General features: G+C 70.0%; 13 protein-coding genes. 6 read left to right on the forward strand and 7 right to left on the reverse strand.

All coding sequences use genetic code 11. The annotated features are described in order from the left end of the window. Nucleotides 1-45: 45 nt before the first annotated feature. The gene (locus OXG55_15480; protein ID MCY4104636.1) at nucleotides 46-1,398 is read right to left on the reverse strand and encodes a protein kinase; all 1,353 of its coding nucleotides are present in this window, start codon (nucleotides 1,396-1,398) and stop codon (nucleotides 46-48) included. A 213-nt stretch (nucleotides 1,399-1,611) separates the two neighbouring features. On the opposite strand from OXG55_15480, the gene OXG55_15485 reads away from it, so the two are divergent. Further along, complete coding sequence (locus tag OXG55_15485; protein ID MCY4104637.1) at nucleotides 1,612-2,751, forward strand: FAD-binding oxidoreductase; 1,140 nt, start codon at nucleotides 1,612-1,614, stop codon at nucleotides 2,749-2,751. 239 nt (nucleotides 2,752-2,990) lie between these two features. Next, nucleotides 2,991-6,074, forward strand: a complete 3,084-nt coding sequence (locus OXG55_15490) for an insulinase family protein (protein MCY4104638.1) — start codon at nucleotides 2,991-2,993, stop codon at nucleotides 6,072-6,074. Nucleotides 6,075-6,103: 29 nt separating this feature from the next. Here OXG55_15490 and OXG55_15495 read toward each other — a convergent pair whose 3' ends face one another. From OXG55_15495 to OXG55_15520, 6 genes are all read right to left on the reverse strand, one after another. Beyond that, nucleotides 6,104-6,676: a nucleotidyltransferase gene (locus OXG55_15495; protein MCY4104639.1), complete on the reverse strand. Its 573-nt coding sequence runs from the start codon at nucleotides 6,674-6,676 to the stop codon at nucleotides 6,104-6,106. Then, on the reverse strand, nucleotides 6,676-7,068 hold the full coding sequence (locus OXG55_15500) for a hypothetical protein (GenBank protein ID MCY4104640.1): 393 nt from the start codon (nucleotides 7,066-7,068) through the stop codon (nucleotides 6,676-6,678). Before OXG55_15500 ends, OXG55_15495 begins: the two co-directional genes overlap by 1 nt. A gap of 1 nt (nucleotide 7,069) precedes the next feature. Next, on the reverse strand, nucleotides 7,070-7,339 hold the full coding sequence (locus OXG55_15505; GenBank protein ID MCY4104641.1) for a hypothetical protein: 270 nt from the start codon (nucleotides 7,337-7,339) through the stop codon (nucleotides 7,070-7,072). A 135-nt stretch (nucleotides 7,340-7,474) separates the two neighbouring features. Further along, nucleotides 7,475-7,777, reverse strand: a complete 303-nt coding sequence (locus OXG55_15510; protein MCY4104642.1) for a DUF4011 domain-containing protein — start codon at nucleotides 7,775-7,777, stop codon at nucleotides 7,475-7,477. Between the two features lie 22 nt (nucleotides 7,778-7,799). After that, complete coding sequence (locus OXG55_15515) at nucleotides 7,800-9,071, reverse strand: citrate synthase (GenBank protein MCY4104643.1); 1,272 nt, start codon at nucleotides 9,069-9,071, stop codon at nucleotides 7,800-7,802. A 69-nt stretch (nucleotides 9,072-9,140) separates the two neighbouring features. Then, nucleotides 9,141-10,490 carry a methylmalonyl-CoA carboxyltransferase gene (locus OXG55_15520; protein MCY4104644.1) on the reverse strand — a complete coding sequence of 450 codons (1,350 nt, stop codon included), beginning with the start codon at nucleotides 10,488-10,490 and terminating at the stop codon, nucleotides 9,141-9,143. 130 nt (nucleotides 10,491-10,620) lie between these two features. Between OXG55_15520 and OXG55_15525 the strand changes: the two genes are divergently transcribed. The 4 genes from OXG55_15525 to OXG55_15540 form a co-directional block, all read left to right on the forward strand. Next, the gene (locus OXG55_15525) at nucleotides 10,621-11,814 is read left to right on the forward strand and encodes an ABC transporter permease (protein MCY4104645.1); all 1,194 of its coding nucleotides are present in this window, start codon (nucleotides 10,621-10,623) and stop codon (nucleotides 11,812-11,814) included. Beyond that, the gene (locus OXG55_15530) at nucleotides 11,811-12,821 is read left to right on the forward strand and encodes an ABC transporter permease (GenBank protein MCY4104646.1); all 1,011 of its coding nucleotides are present in this window, start codon (nucleotides 11,811-11,813) and stop codon (nucleotides 12,819-12,821) included. The genes OXG55_15525 and OXG55_15530 overlap by 4 nt, the downstream gene beginning before the upstream one ends. 194 nt (nucleotides 12,822-13,015) lie before the next feature. Beyond that, complete coding sequence (locus tag OXG55_15535; protein ID MCY4104647.1) at nucleotides 13,016-15,010, forward strand: BMP family protein; 1,995 nt, start codon at nucleotides 13,016-13,018, stop codon at nucleotides 15,008-15,010. Between the two features lie 108 nt (nucleotides 15,011-15,118). Then, nucleotides 15,119-16,095 (forward strand): ATP-binding cassette domain-containing protein (locus tag OXG55_15540; GenBank protein MCY4104648.1); only part of this gene is annotated, 977 nt, incomplete at its 3' end.

The following is a 16,095-nucleotide window of genomic DNA, read 5'->3' on the forward strand; positions in this document are numbered from 1 at the left end:
GCCCCCGGGGCCGGCCCCTCCCGCACCCCGCCGCGGCGCCGTCTGTCAGCCCACCGCTGTCGGCAGGGGCAGGTGCCAGCTCCCCTCGCTGTAGCGCACGGTCAGCTCGTTGCAGGCGCCGCGCGCCACGTCGGCCAGTTCCACCGGCGGCGGGAGCTCGGCCACTAGGGTGCCGACAAGCGGCGCCTGTTGCGGCCAGCCCTCGAAAAGGTAGACGCGCCCGCCGGGTTGAACGATCGCCACCGTGGCGATGCCGTCGCAGTCCCAGTCGCCGACCGCCACCTGGTCGCCCGGAGCGCCGACGGGGTAGCGAACCCCGTCGACGGACACGAAGCCCGCGGTGATGCGGATCCGCTCCGCGCAGCCGTCGCCGTCGACGTCCCGCCAGCCGCTCCCCGGGCCCGGGCAGCGGGCCGTTGCGCTCCCGGGCGGACCCGGTGGGCCCTCTGGGCGTTCGGGCCGCTGCGGCGGATCGGGCCGTGTGGTCGGGGGAGTCGAGGGGGGAGCCTCCTGCGCCGCGACCTCCGGAGCCGCCGGCTCCGCTGGTCGGGACGGTGCGCTCAGCGACGCCGAGGCGACCACCGTCGGAGCGGCGGAGGTGCCGTCGCCGAGGCGCAGGACCATGACCACCCCGAGGACGCAACCAGCGCACACGGTGGCAGCGGCGAGCCAGGTCGCCCGCCGGGGGCGCCGCCGGAGGGAGCCGGCGGTCCGGCCGTCGCCCCGCGCCGGCAGCCGCGGGCGGATCGCGGCGGCCCGTCCCGGCGGCTCGTCCCGCCGGCGGTCAGCGCCGGGCCGGGAACTGCGGGACTCGCCGGCGGCGGCGCGCAGCCGGCTCGCCAGCGCCCTGCTGCTGGGAACCCGCCCGTCGACGGCGGCCTGCGCCACCGCCTCCAGGCGCCGGCGCAAGAGCTGCGCGTGGCGTCGCCGGCCCGGTCGCTGCTGCGCCTCCAGACGCTGCAGCGTCGCCTGCACCGTCTCGCCGATGGCCTTCACGTCGGCGAGTTGCGCCGCGGGGTCATCGCTGGCGTCGCGGCGGGCGGCCGAGAAGCCGCAGAGCAGCGGCCGGCGCAGCGCATCGATCACGACGTGGGCCGGCCGGATGTCCCGATGGAGGATCCCTCGCTCGTGCAGGTAACAGACCGTCTCGGCGACCTCCTCGAATACCCGGCGGAGTTCCTCGAGCCGCGGCGGCTGCCACGTCGCCAGCGTCTCCCGGCCGGCGTAGCGCGTCAGCAGGCGCAGCCCGCGCTCGTCGTCGACCAGCGCCACGAAGCCGATGACCCCCGGATGGTCGAGATCCGCCAGGAGCGCGGCCTCGTGCCGCAACGCCTCGGCGGCCCCGCCCTCCTTGACGGCCACCAATTCCCGCTCGTGCAACTCGGAGCGAAGTGTCATAGCTTGAAGAGTAGCAATAAATCAGGAAATATCAGAAAAGCTGGTCCCAGAACGAGTCGCTGGCCGTTATGCGGCCGAGAGCGGGATGCGCCGGGCAATGTTCGGATCGCACCGCCGGGGGATCCTGCGTTGGCATTCCGCGGGGGCTGGCAGCGCCGGCAACACCTAGGCTCGATCGTGCGACGTGGAATGCCGAGAGTCGAGGTGGGCCGAGTGCGGTCATGTGACGCGGTCGTCATCGGAGGCGGCATCGCAGGCATGTCGGCCGCGTACTCGCTCGCGCGCCGGGGCGTCGAGGTCGTCGTGCTCGAGCGGGAGGACTCGCTGACGGCGCACAGCACGGGACGGTCGGCCGCCCAGTACATCGAGACCTACGGCGGACCGGTGAACCAGGCGCTCACCGTTGCCTCCCGTGACTTCCTGCTGAGCAATGCCGACGGCCTGGCCGCGGTGGAACTGCTGCAACCGCGTGCGGTCCTCTGGGTCGCCCCGGCGGAGCACCTCGGCGACTTGGAGCAGCTCCGGCAGGAGATGTCGCCGCTCACGCCGCATCTGGCGATCGTCGGGCCGGACGAGGCCCGGACGCACTGTCCCGTCCTGAGCCCCCAGTGGGTGGCGGGGGGCCTATTCGAGGAGGGGAGCTACGACATCGACGTGGCCGGCCTGCACCAGGCGTTCCTGCGCGGTGCCCGACGCCACGGCACCACCGTCGTGCGTTCCAGCCCGGTCGAGGGGCTGGACCGCGCGAGCGGCCGCTGGGAGTTGCGAGCTGCCGCCGGGGCGTTCGCGGCGCCGGTCGTCGTCAATGCCGCCGGGGCATGGGCGGACGATGTGGCCGGCCGCGCCGGGGTGCCGCCCCTCGGGCTGGCGCCGCTGCGCCGCACCATCTTCACCTTCGCCGCTCCCGCCGCGTATGCCGCCGAGGAGGTGTGGCGCTGGCCGTTGGTGACCGACATCGGCGGCAGGTTCTACTTCAAACCCGAGGGGCCGTCTCAGATCCTGGGTTCGCCGGCCGATGAGACGCCGGATGCGCCCTGTGACGCCCGTGCGGAGGAGTTGGACGTGGCGCGGGGCATCGACGCCGTGAATGGTGCCACGACGCTGGGCGTGCGCGCCGTCCGCTCGGTGTGGGCCGGTCTGCGCACCTTCGCCGCCGACCGACACCCCGTGGCGGGGTTCGACGAGGGGACCGAGGGATTCGTGTGGTGCGCCGGTCAGGGAGGCACCGGCATCCAGACCTCGCCGGCGATGGGCGAGGCGGTCGCCTCCATCGTCTGCGGGACGGTGCCGCCGGCGGCGCTCAGCGCGGTGATCGGGCAGCTCTCACCGGGGCGGCTCCGGCACACCGGCTAGCCCGCGGCCGGGCCGACAAGTAGTCCAGCTCGCGGCTTCCTGATCCTTGGTGTCGCCGGAGTCGCCGGCGGCCGTCGTGCAGGCTCTCGAACCGATTGGTTCCTCCATCGGTTTCATCAACTCGTTCATCGAGACTCCTCCAGGGTTTCGATGGTGCCTCGGTAGGCTTCGACGGCTACCGCTCGAGGGTTCGATCGGGCCCTCGGACCGGTAGCAGACACAGCTTTGGAAGGTTCCCCATGCGGCGACTCATTCTCGTGATCCTCGGCGCGGTGCTGATTGCAGCGGCGTGCGCGGGTGGTGATTCCCCCGACGCCCCGGACGCGCCGCCCGCACCGGCGGCAGCCGTCGAACCGCCGCCGGAGCCTCCGCCCGAGTCCGCCCCCGAGCCTCCGCCCGAGTCCGCTCCCGAGCCTCCGCCCGAGCAGGCCCCCGCGCCCCCGCCTTCTCCCGAGCCGCCGGAACCGCAACCCGTCGAGGAGGAGCCCGTCGCCGAGGCGCCCGTCGAGGAGCCGGTCGCGGAGGAACCCGTCGCGGAGGAACCCGTCGAGGCACCCGTCGCGGAGGAGCCGGTCGAGGAACCCGTCGAGGAGGCCCCGGCTGCTGAGGCCGCGCTGCTGCCGGTGGATCCGGACGTGCACATCGGCACGCTCGACAACGGCCTCACCTATTACCTCCGGAACAACGAGGAGCCGGGCAGCAACCTGTCGCTGCGCCTGGCGGTGAACGCCGGGTCCGTGAACGAGCCCGCTCCGGACCTCGGCATCGCCCACTTCCTCGAGCACATGATGTTCAACGGCACCGAGGACTACCCCCGCAACGAGATCGTGGACGCGCTGCGCGATCTCGGGGTGGAGTTCGGCCCCGACATCAACGCCTACACCTCCTATGACGAGACGGTCTACGAACTCGACGTCGTCACCACCCAGGCCGGCGCTGTCGAGACCGCCTTCAACGTCCTGGCGCAGTGGGCCCATGCGGCCACGATCGCCGAGACCGACGTCATCGAGGAGCGCGGCGTCGTGCGGGACGAGCTGCGGCTGCGCTACGAGACCGGCTCGGGCATCATCAACCGCATCTTCGATCAGGCCTACGTGGAGGACACCCCCTACGAGGGCCACCACCCGATCGGCACCGCCGAGGTCATCGAGTCCATGACCCCCGGGATGCTGCGGGACTTCTACGAGGCGTGGTACGTGCCGTCGAACATGGCCCTCGTCGCCGTCGGCGACCTGCCCGTCGAGGAGCTCGAAGAGCTCGTCGAGGAGTACTTCGGCCCCATCCCGGCCGGCGAGGCGCCACCGGCGCCCGACAAGCACTCGCCGATCAGCCCCGAACCGGTCTATCTCATCGCCACCTCGCCGAGCTGGGCCTACTCCTACATGTCGCTGGACCTGAAGATCCCCGCCTGGGACGGCGCCACGGTGGACGGGGAGCGTACGTGGCTCATGGAGACGCTCATCTCCCGCGTGCTGGACGCCCGCCTGAAGGACGCCTACGAGCAGGGCTTCCTCTCGCAACTCGACCCGGCCAAGTGGGAACCGTTCAACTACACCGACGGCATCCGCTTCTACGGCACGAACCTGCGCGCCGACGATCTGGCGACCGCCCTCGGCGACTACTGGTCGATGGTGCTGAGCCTGGAGGCCGCCGGCTTCAGCGACGAGGACCTCCAGCAGGCCGCGGACGTGGTGCGGACCGACCTGCAGTTCGAGCTCGACAGCGTCGGGACGGTGCAGGACCACGAGTGGGCCGACCTTTACGTGTCGCACTTCCTTGCGGGTGATGACATCGGGACCGTGGCCGACCGGGTGGAGCGGGTCGACGCGCTGCTCGACGAGATCCGGCCCGAGGATGTCAGCGAGCACTTCCGGTCGATCATGAGCGCGGCGGCCCCGATCGTGATCGCCGCGGGGTCCGACCCCTCCGAGGTGCCCACCGTCGAGGAGATTCGTGCCGCCGTCGAGAGTGCCGCTCCGGGTCCCGTGCCCGAGCGGACCGCGCAGGTCAGCACACTGATGCAGGCCCCGGAGCCCGTCGAGGCGGTCTCCGAGGGCCCGGTGGAAGCCATCGAGGACGCCTACGAATGGGCCTTCGCCAACGGCGCCACCGTGGTGTTCGTGCCATCGGACATCTCCGAGGCGCAGGTGGACGTGCGGGCCGTCTCCCGGGGCGGCTGGTCGGCCATGGAGCCCGGGGAGCGGGTCCTGACCGGCAGGCTGGCCGTCCGGGCGGTCCGCAACAGCGGCGTCGGCGGCCTGGGCCCGTCGCAGGTGCAGCGCCTGCTCGAGGAACGGAACGCCGGTGTGTCGCCGTTCATCGACGAGACGGAGGAGGGCTTCAGCGGCTCGGCCGCGGCCGACGGGATCGAGGCGATGTTCCAGATGCTGCACCTGCTGGTGACCGCTCCGCAGGTCGACGACCAGGCCTTCGCCGAGGCGCTCCAGGTCGGCGACATCCTCATCTCGCTGGCGGAGTCCGATCCCGACTGGATGACCTGGATCGCCTCCATCAAGGCCCGCCATCCCGACGCCTTCGAGTGGTTCGACCCGATCGCCTCGGCGGAGGCGCTCGCCGCCCTCACGCCCGAGTCGCTGCTGGACCGCTACCTGCGGCGCCTCGGCGACGTGGACGACCTGCTCGTGGCCGTGGTGGGGGACATCGACCGCGACACCGTGGCGGTCATGGCGCGCCAGTACATCGGCACGCTTCCCGCCGGTGAGGCCGACACGTTCGTCAACCGCCGCTCGGCCGAGCCGGCCGGGGTGGTGCGGCGCGAGGTGGTGCTGCCGCCGGACACCCAGAGCACCGGCGTGGACATCTACTTCGAGGCACCGAGCGATGAGGTGAACGTGGCGCTGGACGTGGCGGCGGCCGCCTTGGCGACGATCCTCGACGCCCGGCTGGTGGCCCAGGTCCGCGAGGACATCGGCGCCACCTACAGCGCCGGGACGCGGGTGTCGCCCGTCCTCACGCCCGAGCCCGGCGTCAGCGGGCTGATCGTTGCCTCCGGTGACCCGCAGTACATCGAGCAGATCCAGGTCACCATCGTCGAGATCCTGGCCGACCTGGTAGCCAACGGGCCGACCTCCGACGAGTGGGCGGAGGCGCTGGCGGTCCTGAACGCCGAGTACACCCACGAGGGCAACTCGGACTACCTCAACGCCGTGCTCCGGCGGGCCTACGCCCCCGACACCGAACTGCCCACGACGAAGCGGCTGTTCGAGGAGGTCGCCAATCTGGAGATCGGCGACGTGCAGGCCCTGGCGGCCGCCCTCTTCGACCTCGACCAGCGCATCGACATCATCACCGTGCTGGGCTAGGAGTCTCGGCAGGTCTCGCCGCTCGCGTCTCAGCCGTCGAGGCGGTCGGCATCCGGGTCAGGACCTTCGTCGGCGCTCGCCCACGTAGCAGCGCAGAGTTGGCCCAGCCACTCACGTTGCCGGTGACCGAGTGGTTCGCCCGGAAATACGCTCTCCACGAGCGCCTCCACCTGTTCGACGCGGCGCAGGTCCAGGTTGCGTAGGAGGCGCCGTGTGTCGTCCACGTCCGCGATTCGAGCGGCTCTGACCTTCATGGCCAGCATGTGCTCGCGTGACGCAACGACAACTTTCAAAGCAGGATGATCGAGAACGACCCGGCCGCGCGCATCGGGGACGGTCGGCATGTAGGCCGTGGCCTGCTCGTTGAGCCATGTGCTCGGCCAGTGTCGCTCACGTGCAATCTCTCGTACAGCGTTGATGATGGCGCTGTGGCCCTCCAGGATGGCGGCATCGATGTCGCGCGTGTGCTTGTCGGTGTCGTGTGCCATCGCCATGGCGGCGCCCCCGGCGATGTAGAGGCGCCCGTGAACACCTCGCCTTGAGAGCTTCTCTGCGAGTTCCAGTAGAGCGCCGCGAATCTCGCGACCACCGAGCGGTTCCATCACACGACCTGCAGTTCCCGCTCGGGCAGCCAGATCCCGTGCACCTCGAAGGCAGCGGGAGCCGTAAGCACCGCCCAGAACCGGTCGGAGGGGAACTGCTCGCCCGGATGCCAGAAGTCCCGCAGGTAGCGGCACGGGTCGAACGCCCAGTCCGGCGCGGGGATTCCGGCGTGATAGCAGACGTGCTCGGTGTAAGCGGCCAGGAAGGCGTCCCATCGCGTATCGAAACGCTCAGGCTCGGTGGCGACGAGCACGCGACGCTCCTCGGTGTCGGCGTGCTGCCACACGAGACCGAAATCATGGAGCACGATCCGCAACCGGAGGTTGTCGCCGGCTCGGCGCAGCGCCGGAACATACCGGTCCAGCGTGTTGGCGGTAATCGTCACGTCCACGTCACCATAACCCGACGAGATGAACTGTATCGCCGCGGCGCTCGATGCGCCGGATGGCGATCAGCCGACCGATCGCCTCGTCGAAGGCGTCCCTGGTGTTGGTTCCGACGCGTGCCCAGCCGAACAGGCGCGCCCATTCTCTGCGCAGGTCGTCGCATTGGAAGGCACCGCTCGCGTCGCGTAGGAGTTCGAGGATCGCCAACCTCAACTCGCCGGGCGGTACGTGGTGAACGTCGCGCCTCGGCGAGGACGGGCAGCGGGGCACCCGCACGACCGATATCGCCTCGCCGGGCAGATGAAGGAAGCCGTCGGTCTCCGCGATACCGCCTGCGTTGATCGATCTGTTGACCGAGCGCGAGAACGCCTGGCGAACCTGCTCGTTGCCGCGACCGTAACCCCATGTGCCCTAGATGTGGAGTATGGGGAGGTTGTCCCTGTATCGGTCCGGTTGCGTGGACACACGAAGCTGATCATCCTGCGGTGGCTCGGGCTCGGGTGGCGACTCGACCTCGAATAGTGACTCCGGCTCGTCCGCGGGCGGTTCTGGCAGATAGAAGCGCCAGCCAGCGTCAAGACGCGATTCGACAAGGTCGGGCTCCTGGGCGAACTCCAAGGAGCGGCTCCGAGTTTGCCGGAAGCAGAGGAGGCAGTTGCGGCCGGTGAGGTCGATGAGTTCATCGGCCCAGTCGTCGATCTGCTCGTAAATCACCGTCGATCGGACGAACTAGGCCTCAGTCGCGCTCGGCCAGCGGGACGTAGTCGCGCTCGGGGTGCCCCACGTAGAGCTGGCGGGGACGGGAGATGCGGGAGCTCTTGTCCAGCATCTCGCTCCAGTGGGCCAGCCAACCGGCGGTGCGGGGGATGGCGAACAGCACCGTGAACATGTTGGTGGGGAACTTCAGGGCCTCGTAGATCAGCCCCGAGTAGAAGTCCACGTTGGGATACAGGCGCCGGCTGATGAAGTACTCGTCGGCCAGCGCCACCTCCTCCAGCTTGAGGGCGATGTCCAGCAGCGGGCTGCGGCCCGCCAGCTGGAACACCTCGTCGGCGGCCTCCTTGATGATGCGCGCCCGCGGGTCGTAGTTCTTGTAGACGCGGTGGCCGAAGCCCATCAGCCGGTGCTTGCCGGCCTTCACCTCGGCGATGAACGGATCCACGTTCTCGTAGCTCCCGATCTCGCGCAGCATCGCCAGCACGGCCTCGTTGGCGCCGCCGTGGCGGGGCCCGTAGAGGGCCGCGCAGGCGGCGGCCACCACCGAGTAGGGGTCGGCGTGCGCGCTGCCGACGACCCGGGCGGTCGTGGTGGAGCAGTTCTGGCTGTGGTCGGCGTGCAGGATGAAGAGGATCTCCAGGGCTCGGCGGACCGCCGGGTGGCAGTGGTAGCGGGGCTCGGCCACGCGGAACATCATCGACAGGAAGTTGGAGGTGAAGTCCAGGTCGTTGTCCGGATAGACGAACGGCATGCCGATGGAGAAGCGGTGCGCGGCGGCGGCCATGGTCGGAACCTTGGCGATGAGGCGCACGATCTGGCGCATCCGCACCTCGGGATCCTCGATGTCCTTGGCCTCGGGGTAGTAGGTCGAGAGCGCGGCGAGCGACGAGACGAGAACTCCCATCGGGTGGGCGTCGTAGCGGAACGATTCCATGAAGCGCTTGCGGAAGTTCTCGTGGATGTAGGTGTGGTGGGTTATCTCGTCCCGCCAGTCGTCGAACTGCTCCGGCGTGGGCAGTTCGCCGAAGAGGAGCAGGTAGGCCACCTCGAGGTATGTCGATCGACGCGCCAGCTGCTCGATCGGGTAGCCCCGGTAGCGCAGGATTCCCTCGGCCCCCACGATCTGGGTGATCGAACTCTCGCCGATGGCGGTGTGGCTGAACGCATCGTCGGAGAACCAGATGTTGCCGAGGAGCTTGGCCCAACCGCCGGAGTCCACACCGCCGTTGAGGATGGGGATCTCGACCGATTCGCCGGTGCGGTTGTCAGTGATGGTGATGGACTCTGTCAAGACTCGCCCGCCTTTCCGGCGAGATGATACCGACAAACCCCCGGTCCGGTAAAGCCGCTGGCAGGCGGGCTACAGCGGCGTGTTGCCGTGGCGGTTGCCGGGAATCTCCTCCCGCTTGGAGGACAGCAGGGCCAGTGCCTCAGCCACCTCCCTGCGGGTGTCGGCGGGATCGATGACCGCGTCCACCGAGCCCCGCTCGGCGGCGCGGTAGGGGTTCAGCAGCCGCTCGGCGTACTCGTCCTCCAGCGCGGCCCGCTCGGAGGGGTCCGCCTCGCGGTGCAGGATCTCGGTGGCCCCCTTGGCCCCCATCACGGCGATCTCCGCGGACGGCCAGGCGAAGGCCATGTCGTTGCCCATGCAGCGGGAGTCCATCACGATGTAGGCCCCGCCGTAGGACTTGCGCAGCGTCACGCAGATCCTGGGGACCGTGGCGGCGGCGTAGGCGAACGCCAGCTGCGCACCGTGGCGGATCATCCCCCGCCACTCCAGGTCCTTGCCGGGCTGGAAGCCGGGGGTGTCCACGAAGGTCACGATGGGCAGGTTGAAGGCGTCGCAGAACGACACGAACCTCGCCCCCTTCTGGGAGGCGGCGATGTCGAGCGTGCCGGCCAGGTGCTGCGGCTGGTTGGCCACCATCCCAACGGGGTGACCGTCCACGGCGGCCAGGGCGGTCACCAGGTTCGGCGCCCAGCCGGCTCGCAACTCGATAAGGGCGCCGTCGTCGGCCACCGCCTCCAGTACGGCCCGCACGTCGTGTCCCCCCGTCGCCGAGGCCGGGAGGACATCGCACAGTTCCGGCGTGGCACGGTCCGCCGGATCGCCCGTGGGGAGGCGCTCGGAGATCTCGTCCACGTGCGGCGGCAGGAGCCGCAAGAGTTTCCCGACCGCGGCGGCGCCGGCGTCGCTGTCGGCCACGACCAGCGAGACCACGCCGCTGCGGGCCGCGTGCACCGCCGAGCCCCCGAGATCCTCCGCAGCCACCGGGACGCCGGTGAACTGCTCCACCATGGCCGGCCCGCTCACGAAGGCGAAGCCGTCGTCGACCATGACGACGAGGTCGGCTATCCCGAGCAGCAGCGCCGGACCCGAGAGCATGGGTCCGGTGACGCACAGCAGGATCGGCACCACCCCGGAGACCGACACCAGGGCGCGCGCCGCGATCCCCCAACCGTGCACCGACGTGATGCCGCCGGAGATGTCGGGTCCGGTCGCCGAGACGAAGCCGACGATCGGCAGCCTCTTCTCGAGCGCCGTCTCGACGGCCGCCTCGAGCAACTCGCCGACGTCCTGCGTTATCGCTCGGTTGGACTCGTCGGCGCCGAGTTGCACCACGACCGCGGGTCGGCCGCCGATGGTGTCGACCGCGGCCGAGACGTGCGAGCGGGCGCGGGCGCGGGCGCGCAGATCGACCGGTGGCATAGGGCTCGCGCCGAGGCTACCGGACGCCGGCACCCCTCCCGGCGGTACATGCCCGGCGGGAAGCTCGCCGCGTACCTAGAGTGTGAGGCCGGCAACGGGACGAGCAGGGGCGGTAGGCGGAGCAGTGTCGGTGGATACTCGTATCAGCGACTGGGTGGTCCAGCGCGTCCTGCGGCGCGTCATGGGCCCACTCGTCCCGCTGGCGGCGACGATCACGGCCCTGCTCGTGGGCGCCGCGATGGTCTGGGGTTTCGGCGGCGATCCCGTGGAGGGCTACCGCGCCATGTTCACCGGCGCCTTCGGGGGTATCAGCGAGTTCGCCGACACCACCGTGAAGGCGACGCCGCTGCTGCTCGTGGGGGTGGGGATCTGCATCGCCTTCCGAGCCTCGGTGATCAACATCGGTGGCGAGGGGCAGATCATCGCCGGGGCGCTGCTGTCCACCGTCGTGGTGCTGGCGCTGCCGGATCTGCATCGCGGGGCGCTCCTGCCGCTGGCGCTGATCGCCGGCGCGGTCGGCGGTGCCTGTATGGGCTTCATCCCGGGCGTGCTGAAGGCATACGCCAATGTGAACGAGATCCTCTCCACGATCATGCTCAACATCGTGGCGGGGTACATGATGCAGTACCTGCTGCTGGGACCGATGATCGACAAGGCGGCCGTGGAGGCCGGCAACCACATCGCCCAGACGAAGCGGTTGTCGGAGAATGCGGATCTCCCGATCCTTCTCGGGGACACGCAGATGAACCTGGGCATCGTGATCGGGGTGGCGGTGGCCATCGCCGTGTTCTTCCTGCTGTGGCGTACGTCGCTCGGCTACGAGATCCGGGCCGTCGGCGGCAGCAAGGACGCCTCCCGCTACGCCGGCATGAAGGTGGAGCGCAGGATCGTGCAGGCGCTGACGCTCAGCGGGATGATGTCGGGGCTCGGCGGCGCGGTGCTGGTGTTCTCCTCAGTGGCCCACCGGCTCAGCGTCGAGAGCGGTCCGGCGGGGTTCACGCAGCTGGCCGGGTTCAACGGCATCGTGGCGGCCCTCTTCGGGGGGCTGCACCCGCTGTGGACCATTCCCGCCGCCATCCTCTTCGGCGGCCTGCTGGTGGGGGCGAACGCCCTGCAGCGGGCCGTGCAGGTGGCGACGCCGCTGGTCGTGGCGCTCAGCGGGCTCGTGGTGGTGTTCGTCGTCAGCAGTGACCGGGCGGTGCGCTGGGCGCGCCGCGTCGTGGAGCAGTTCGAGGGCGGCGAGGGTTCGGACACCGGTCGCAGCGACGGCGCCGTCGCCCCGCCTGCTCCTTCGCCGTCCGGCGGTCAGGCAGGGGACCCATGATCGCCGGCCTCGCCTCCCTCGACATGGCGACCGTGGCGGTGTTCGCCCAGGCTCGCAGCGGCTGGAGCGGCTTCTTCACGCTTGCCACGCTGGTGGCCACCGTGGCCGCAGCCATCCGCCTGGCGACGCCGTATCTCATTGCCGCCGTCGGCGAGAGCGTCGGCCAGCGCAGCGGGGTGCTCAACCTCGGCGTCGACGGCGTCATGCTGCTGGGGGCTTTCGGCGCCTACTACACCGCGGTGCAGACCGGTCAGCCGTGGTACGGCCTGCTGGTGGGCCTGGGCATCGGCATGGCGATGGGGCTGGTCTACGCCTTCATCACCGTGACGCTCCACGCCGAGCAGGGCATCAGCGGCATCGGCATCTACCTGTTCGGTCTGGGGTTCAGCGACCTGCTCTTCCGCCAGCTCGTGGGCACCCCGCGCCCCATTCTGGGCTTCGACGGCGTGTTCGACTTCACGCTGCCCGAGGGCCGCCTGGAGATCGCCTACCCGGACCTCTACAACCACAGCCTCGTCATCTACCTGGCGTTCCTGCTGGTCCCCGCAGTGACCCTGCTCGTCAACCGCACCACGTTCGGGCTCAACATCCGGGCGGTCGGCGACACGCCCCAGGCTGCGGACAGCCTGGGCGTCAGCGTGGCCCGCACGCGCTACGGCACGATCCTGATCGGCAACACCCTCGCCGGGGCGGCGGGCGCGGTGCTGGCGCTGGAGAAGGGCATCTTCATCCAGAACATGACCAACGGCATGGGCTTCATCGCCGTGGCGCTGGTGTACTTCGGGGCGTGGCGACCGCTGGGCGTGCTCGCCGGGTCGCTGCTGTTCAGTCTGGTGACCGCCGCGGTGCTGCAGTGGAAGACGCTCGGCATCCTCAGCGGCGCGGCGGCGCAGCTCACCGAGATGGCGCCGGCGGCGGTCACGATCATCGCCCTGGTGGTCGTGACGCACCGCATCGGCGCACCCTCGGCGCTCACGCGGCCCTTCCGGCGCGGAGCCGAGCACTAGCAGGTCACCTCCCGATCATCTCGTTGCGAGGCCCTCGCGCGAGCAAGGGGCCGGGGAGTTCGGCGTCCCGAAGCGGGCCCGTCATCCACGACGAGCGTGGCGACCTCGCGCGAGTAAAGAGCCGGGGAGTTGGCGTAGTCTCTGGCAACCCGGCTGTCGCTTGCCGGGTCCGCATCGACGACAAGGGGGTCAAGATGAGAAAGCCCACACGACGCGCCAAGTCCTTCGGACTGCTGGCGGCGCTGCTGGCGATCGTGCTGCTGGCCGCGGCCTGCGGAGGCGACGACGAGGACGCGGCCACCGAAGCGCCGCCGCCGCCCGCGGAGACAGAGGCGCCCGCGGCGCCCGACGAGGCGCCGCCCCCGCCGCCGCCGGCGGAGCCGTCTGGGCCGTTGCGGGTGGCGATTGTGGCGCCGTCGGCGTCGAATGATCTGGCGTTCACGCAGAGCATCGTGGATGGTGTCGCGGCGTTGGGTGAGGCGCGCCCGTTGGAGGTGGAGGTCACGGACGGGACCTTCATCGTGGAGGATGCTGCGGTGGCGATCCGGGAGTACGCGGAGGCCGGGTTCGATCTGGTGATCGCGCACGGTTCGCAGTACGGCGGGTCGCTGCAGGAGATCGCGCAGGACTTCCCGGAGGTGTCGTTCGCGTGGGGGACGTCGAATGACACGTTCGGTTTGGCGAATGTGTTCGCGTATACGGCGGCGTCGGATCAGGGCGGTTATGTGCTCGGGTCGATGGCGGCGGCGTTGACCGACACGGGCGTGATCGGCGTTGTGGGGCCCATCGAGGTGGGTGACGCGAAGTTGTTCGTGGACGGTTTCGTGTCCGGCGCCGCTGCGCAGGACTCCAGCGTGGACGTGAACGTGGTGTACACGGAGTCCTTCAGCGATGTGGCCAAGGCGGCCGAGACCGCCGAGGCGCACGTCTCGCAGGGCGCGGACGTGATGACCGGCACGGCGCAGATGGTCGTGGGTGCCGTGGGCGTCGCTCAGCGTGAGGGCGCGGCGTGGTTCGCGACGCAGGCCGATCAGACGGAGTTGGCGCCGGAGATCGTGGTGGCTTCCCAGGTCTATGAGTGGGAGGTGGTCCTCTCGGAGATCGCCGATGCGATCGATCGGGGTGTGCTGGGCGGCGAGTCGTTCACGCTCACGCTGGCCAACGGCGGCCTGAATATTGCGGTCAACGACGCTTACGGCCTGTCGGCGGAGATCCGCCGGATCGGCGAGGACACCGTCGCCGGCATCATCGACGGCAGCATCAACACGATGGGCGAACCCGCCCCGGCGGAGCCGTCTGGGCCGTTGCGGGTGGCGATTGTGGCGCCGTCGGCGTCGAATGATCTGGCGTTCACGCAGAGCATCGTGGATGGTGTCGCGGCGTTGGGTGAGGCGCGCCCGTTGGAGGTGGAGGTCACGGACGGGACCTTCATCGTGGAGGATGCTGCGGTGGCGATCCGGGAGTACGCGGAGGCCGGGTTCGATCTGGTGATCGCGCACGGTTCGCAGTACGGCGGGTCGCTGCAGGAGATCGCGCAGGACTTCCCGGAGGTGTCGTTCGCGTGGGGGACGTCGAATGACACGTTCGGTTTGGCGAATGTGTTCGCGTATACGGCGGCGTCGGATCAGGGCGGTTATGTGCTCGGGTCGATGGCGGCGGCGTTGACCGACACGGGCGTGATCGGCGTTGTGGGGCCCATCGAGGTGGGTGACGCGAAGTTGTTCGTGGACGGTTTCGTGTCCGGCGCCGCTGCGCAGGACTCCAGCGTGGACGTGAACGTGGTGTACACGGAGTCCTTCAGCGATGTGGCCAAGGCGGCCGAGACCGCCGAGGCGCACGTCTCGCAGGGCGCGGACGTGATGACCGGCACGGCGCAGATGGTCGTGGGTGCCGTGGGCGTCGCTCAGCGTGAGGGCGCGGCGTGGTTCGCGACGCAGGCCGATCAGACGGAGTTGGCGCCGGAGATCGTGGTGGCTTCCCAGGTCTATGAGTGGGAGGTGGTCCTCTCGGAGATCGCCGATGCGATCGATCGGGGTGTGCTGGGCGGCGAGTCGTTCACGCTCACGCTGGCCAACGGCGGCCTGAATATTGCGGTCAACGACGCTTACGGCCTGTCGGCGGAGATCCGCCGGATCGGCGAGGACACCGTCGCCGGCATCATCGACGGCAGCATCAACACCGGTTCCTAGAACCGAGCCGGCGGAGGCGGGTCGCGGGTATCCCCGACCCGGCTCCCGGCCGGCTGCAACCCGGCCGACGAAATCGAGGAGATCCGGCATGACGGAGCGATCCCGCACATGAGCCCTGCCCCGCTGCTGCAGATGCGCGGGATCACCAAGCAGTTCCCGGGCGTCCTGGCCAACGACGCCGTCGACTTCAACCTCGAGGCCGGCGAGGTGCACACTCTGCTGGGAGAGAACGGAGCGGGCAAGAGCACGCTCATGAAGATCCTCTACGGCATGTACCGCCCCGAGGCCGGCGAGGTCTTCCTGCGCGGGCAGCGGGTCGCGATCGACTCCCCGTCGGTGGCCATCGAGCACGGTATCGGCATGATCCACCAGCACTTCATGCTGGTGCCGCCCCTCACCGTCACCGAGAACGTGGCGCTGGGACTGCAGTCGAGCCGGCGCCCGCTCACCGATCTGCCGACGGTGGCGAACCGGATCCGCGAACTCTCCGAGACGTACGGGCTGCGCGTCGACCCCGACGCCCCCATCTGGCAACTCGCCGTTGGGGAGCGCCAGCGGGTGGAGATCCTCAAGGCCCTCTACCGGGAGGCGACCATCCTGGTCATGGACGAACCCACCGCGGTGCTGACCCCCCAGGAGGTGGACGAGCTGATCGTCGTCCTGCGCCGCATGGTTGCCGACGGTCGGGGCCTTGTCTTCATCTCGCACAAGCTGCACGAGGTGATGGCCGTGTCGGACCGCATCACCGTGCTGCGCGACGGCCGCGTGGCCGGGGAGACGACGCCAGCGACCACCGACCGGGCCGAACTTGCCCGCCTGATGGTCGGGCGCCCCGTGCAGATGGTGCCCGACCGCCCCGACGTGCGACTCGGCGAGACGCTGATGCAAGTGAGAGACCTGCACGTGCTGAGCGACCGGGGCGACGAGGCGGTGGCGGGGATGTCCTTCGACGTGCGCGCCGGGGAGATCCTGGGACTCGCCGGGGTCTCCGGCAACGGGCAGTCCGAGTTGGCTCAGGCGATCGCCGGTCTGCGCCCCGTCACCGAAGGCCGCGTCCGCATCGCCGGGGCGGACGTCACCGGGAG

Source organism: bacterium (assembly GCA_026708055.1).
In the GTDB taxonomy this organism is placed as follows: domain Bacteria; phylum Actinomycetota; class Acidimicrobiia; order Acidimicrobiales; family CATQHL01; genus VXNF01.

Coding starts and splice junctions, on each gene's coding strand:
- OXG55_15480 (MCY4104636.1), bottom strand. CDS start 1,398: ATGACACTTCGCTCCGAGTTGCACGAGCGGGAATTGGTGGCCGTCAAG.
- OXG55_15490 (MCY4104638.1), top strand. CDS start 2,991: ATGCGGCGACTCATTCTCGTGATCCTCGGCGCGGTGCTGATTGCAGCG.
- OXG55_15530 (MCY4104646.1), top strand. CDS start 11,811: ATGATCGCCGGCCTCGCCTCCCTCGACATGGCGACCGTGGCGGTGTTC.
- OXG55_15520 (MCY4104644.1), bottom strand. CDS start 10,490: ATGCCACCGGTCGATCTGCGCGCCCGCGCCCGCGCCCGCTCGCACGTC.
- OXG55_15495 (MCY4104639.1), bottom strand. CDS start 6,676: ATGGAACCGCTCGGTGGTCGCGAGATTCGCGGCGCTCTACTGGAACTC.
- OXG55_15535 (MCY4104647.1), top strand. CDS start 13,016: ATGAGAAAGCCCACACGACGCGCCAAGTCCTTCGGACTGCTGGCGGCG.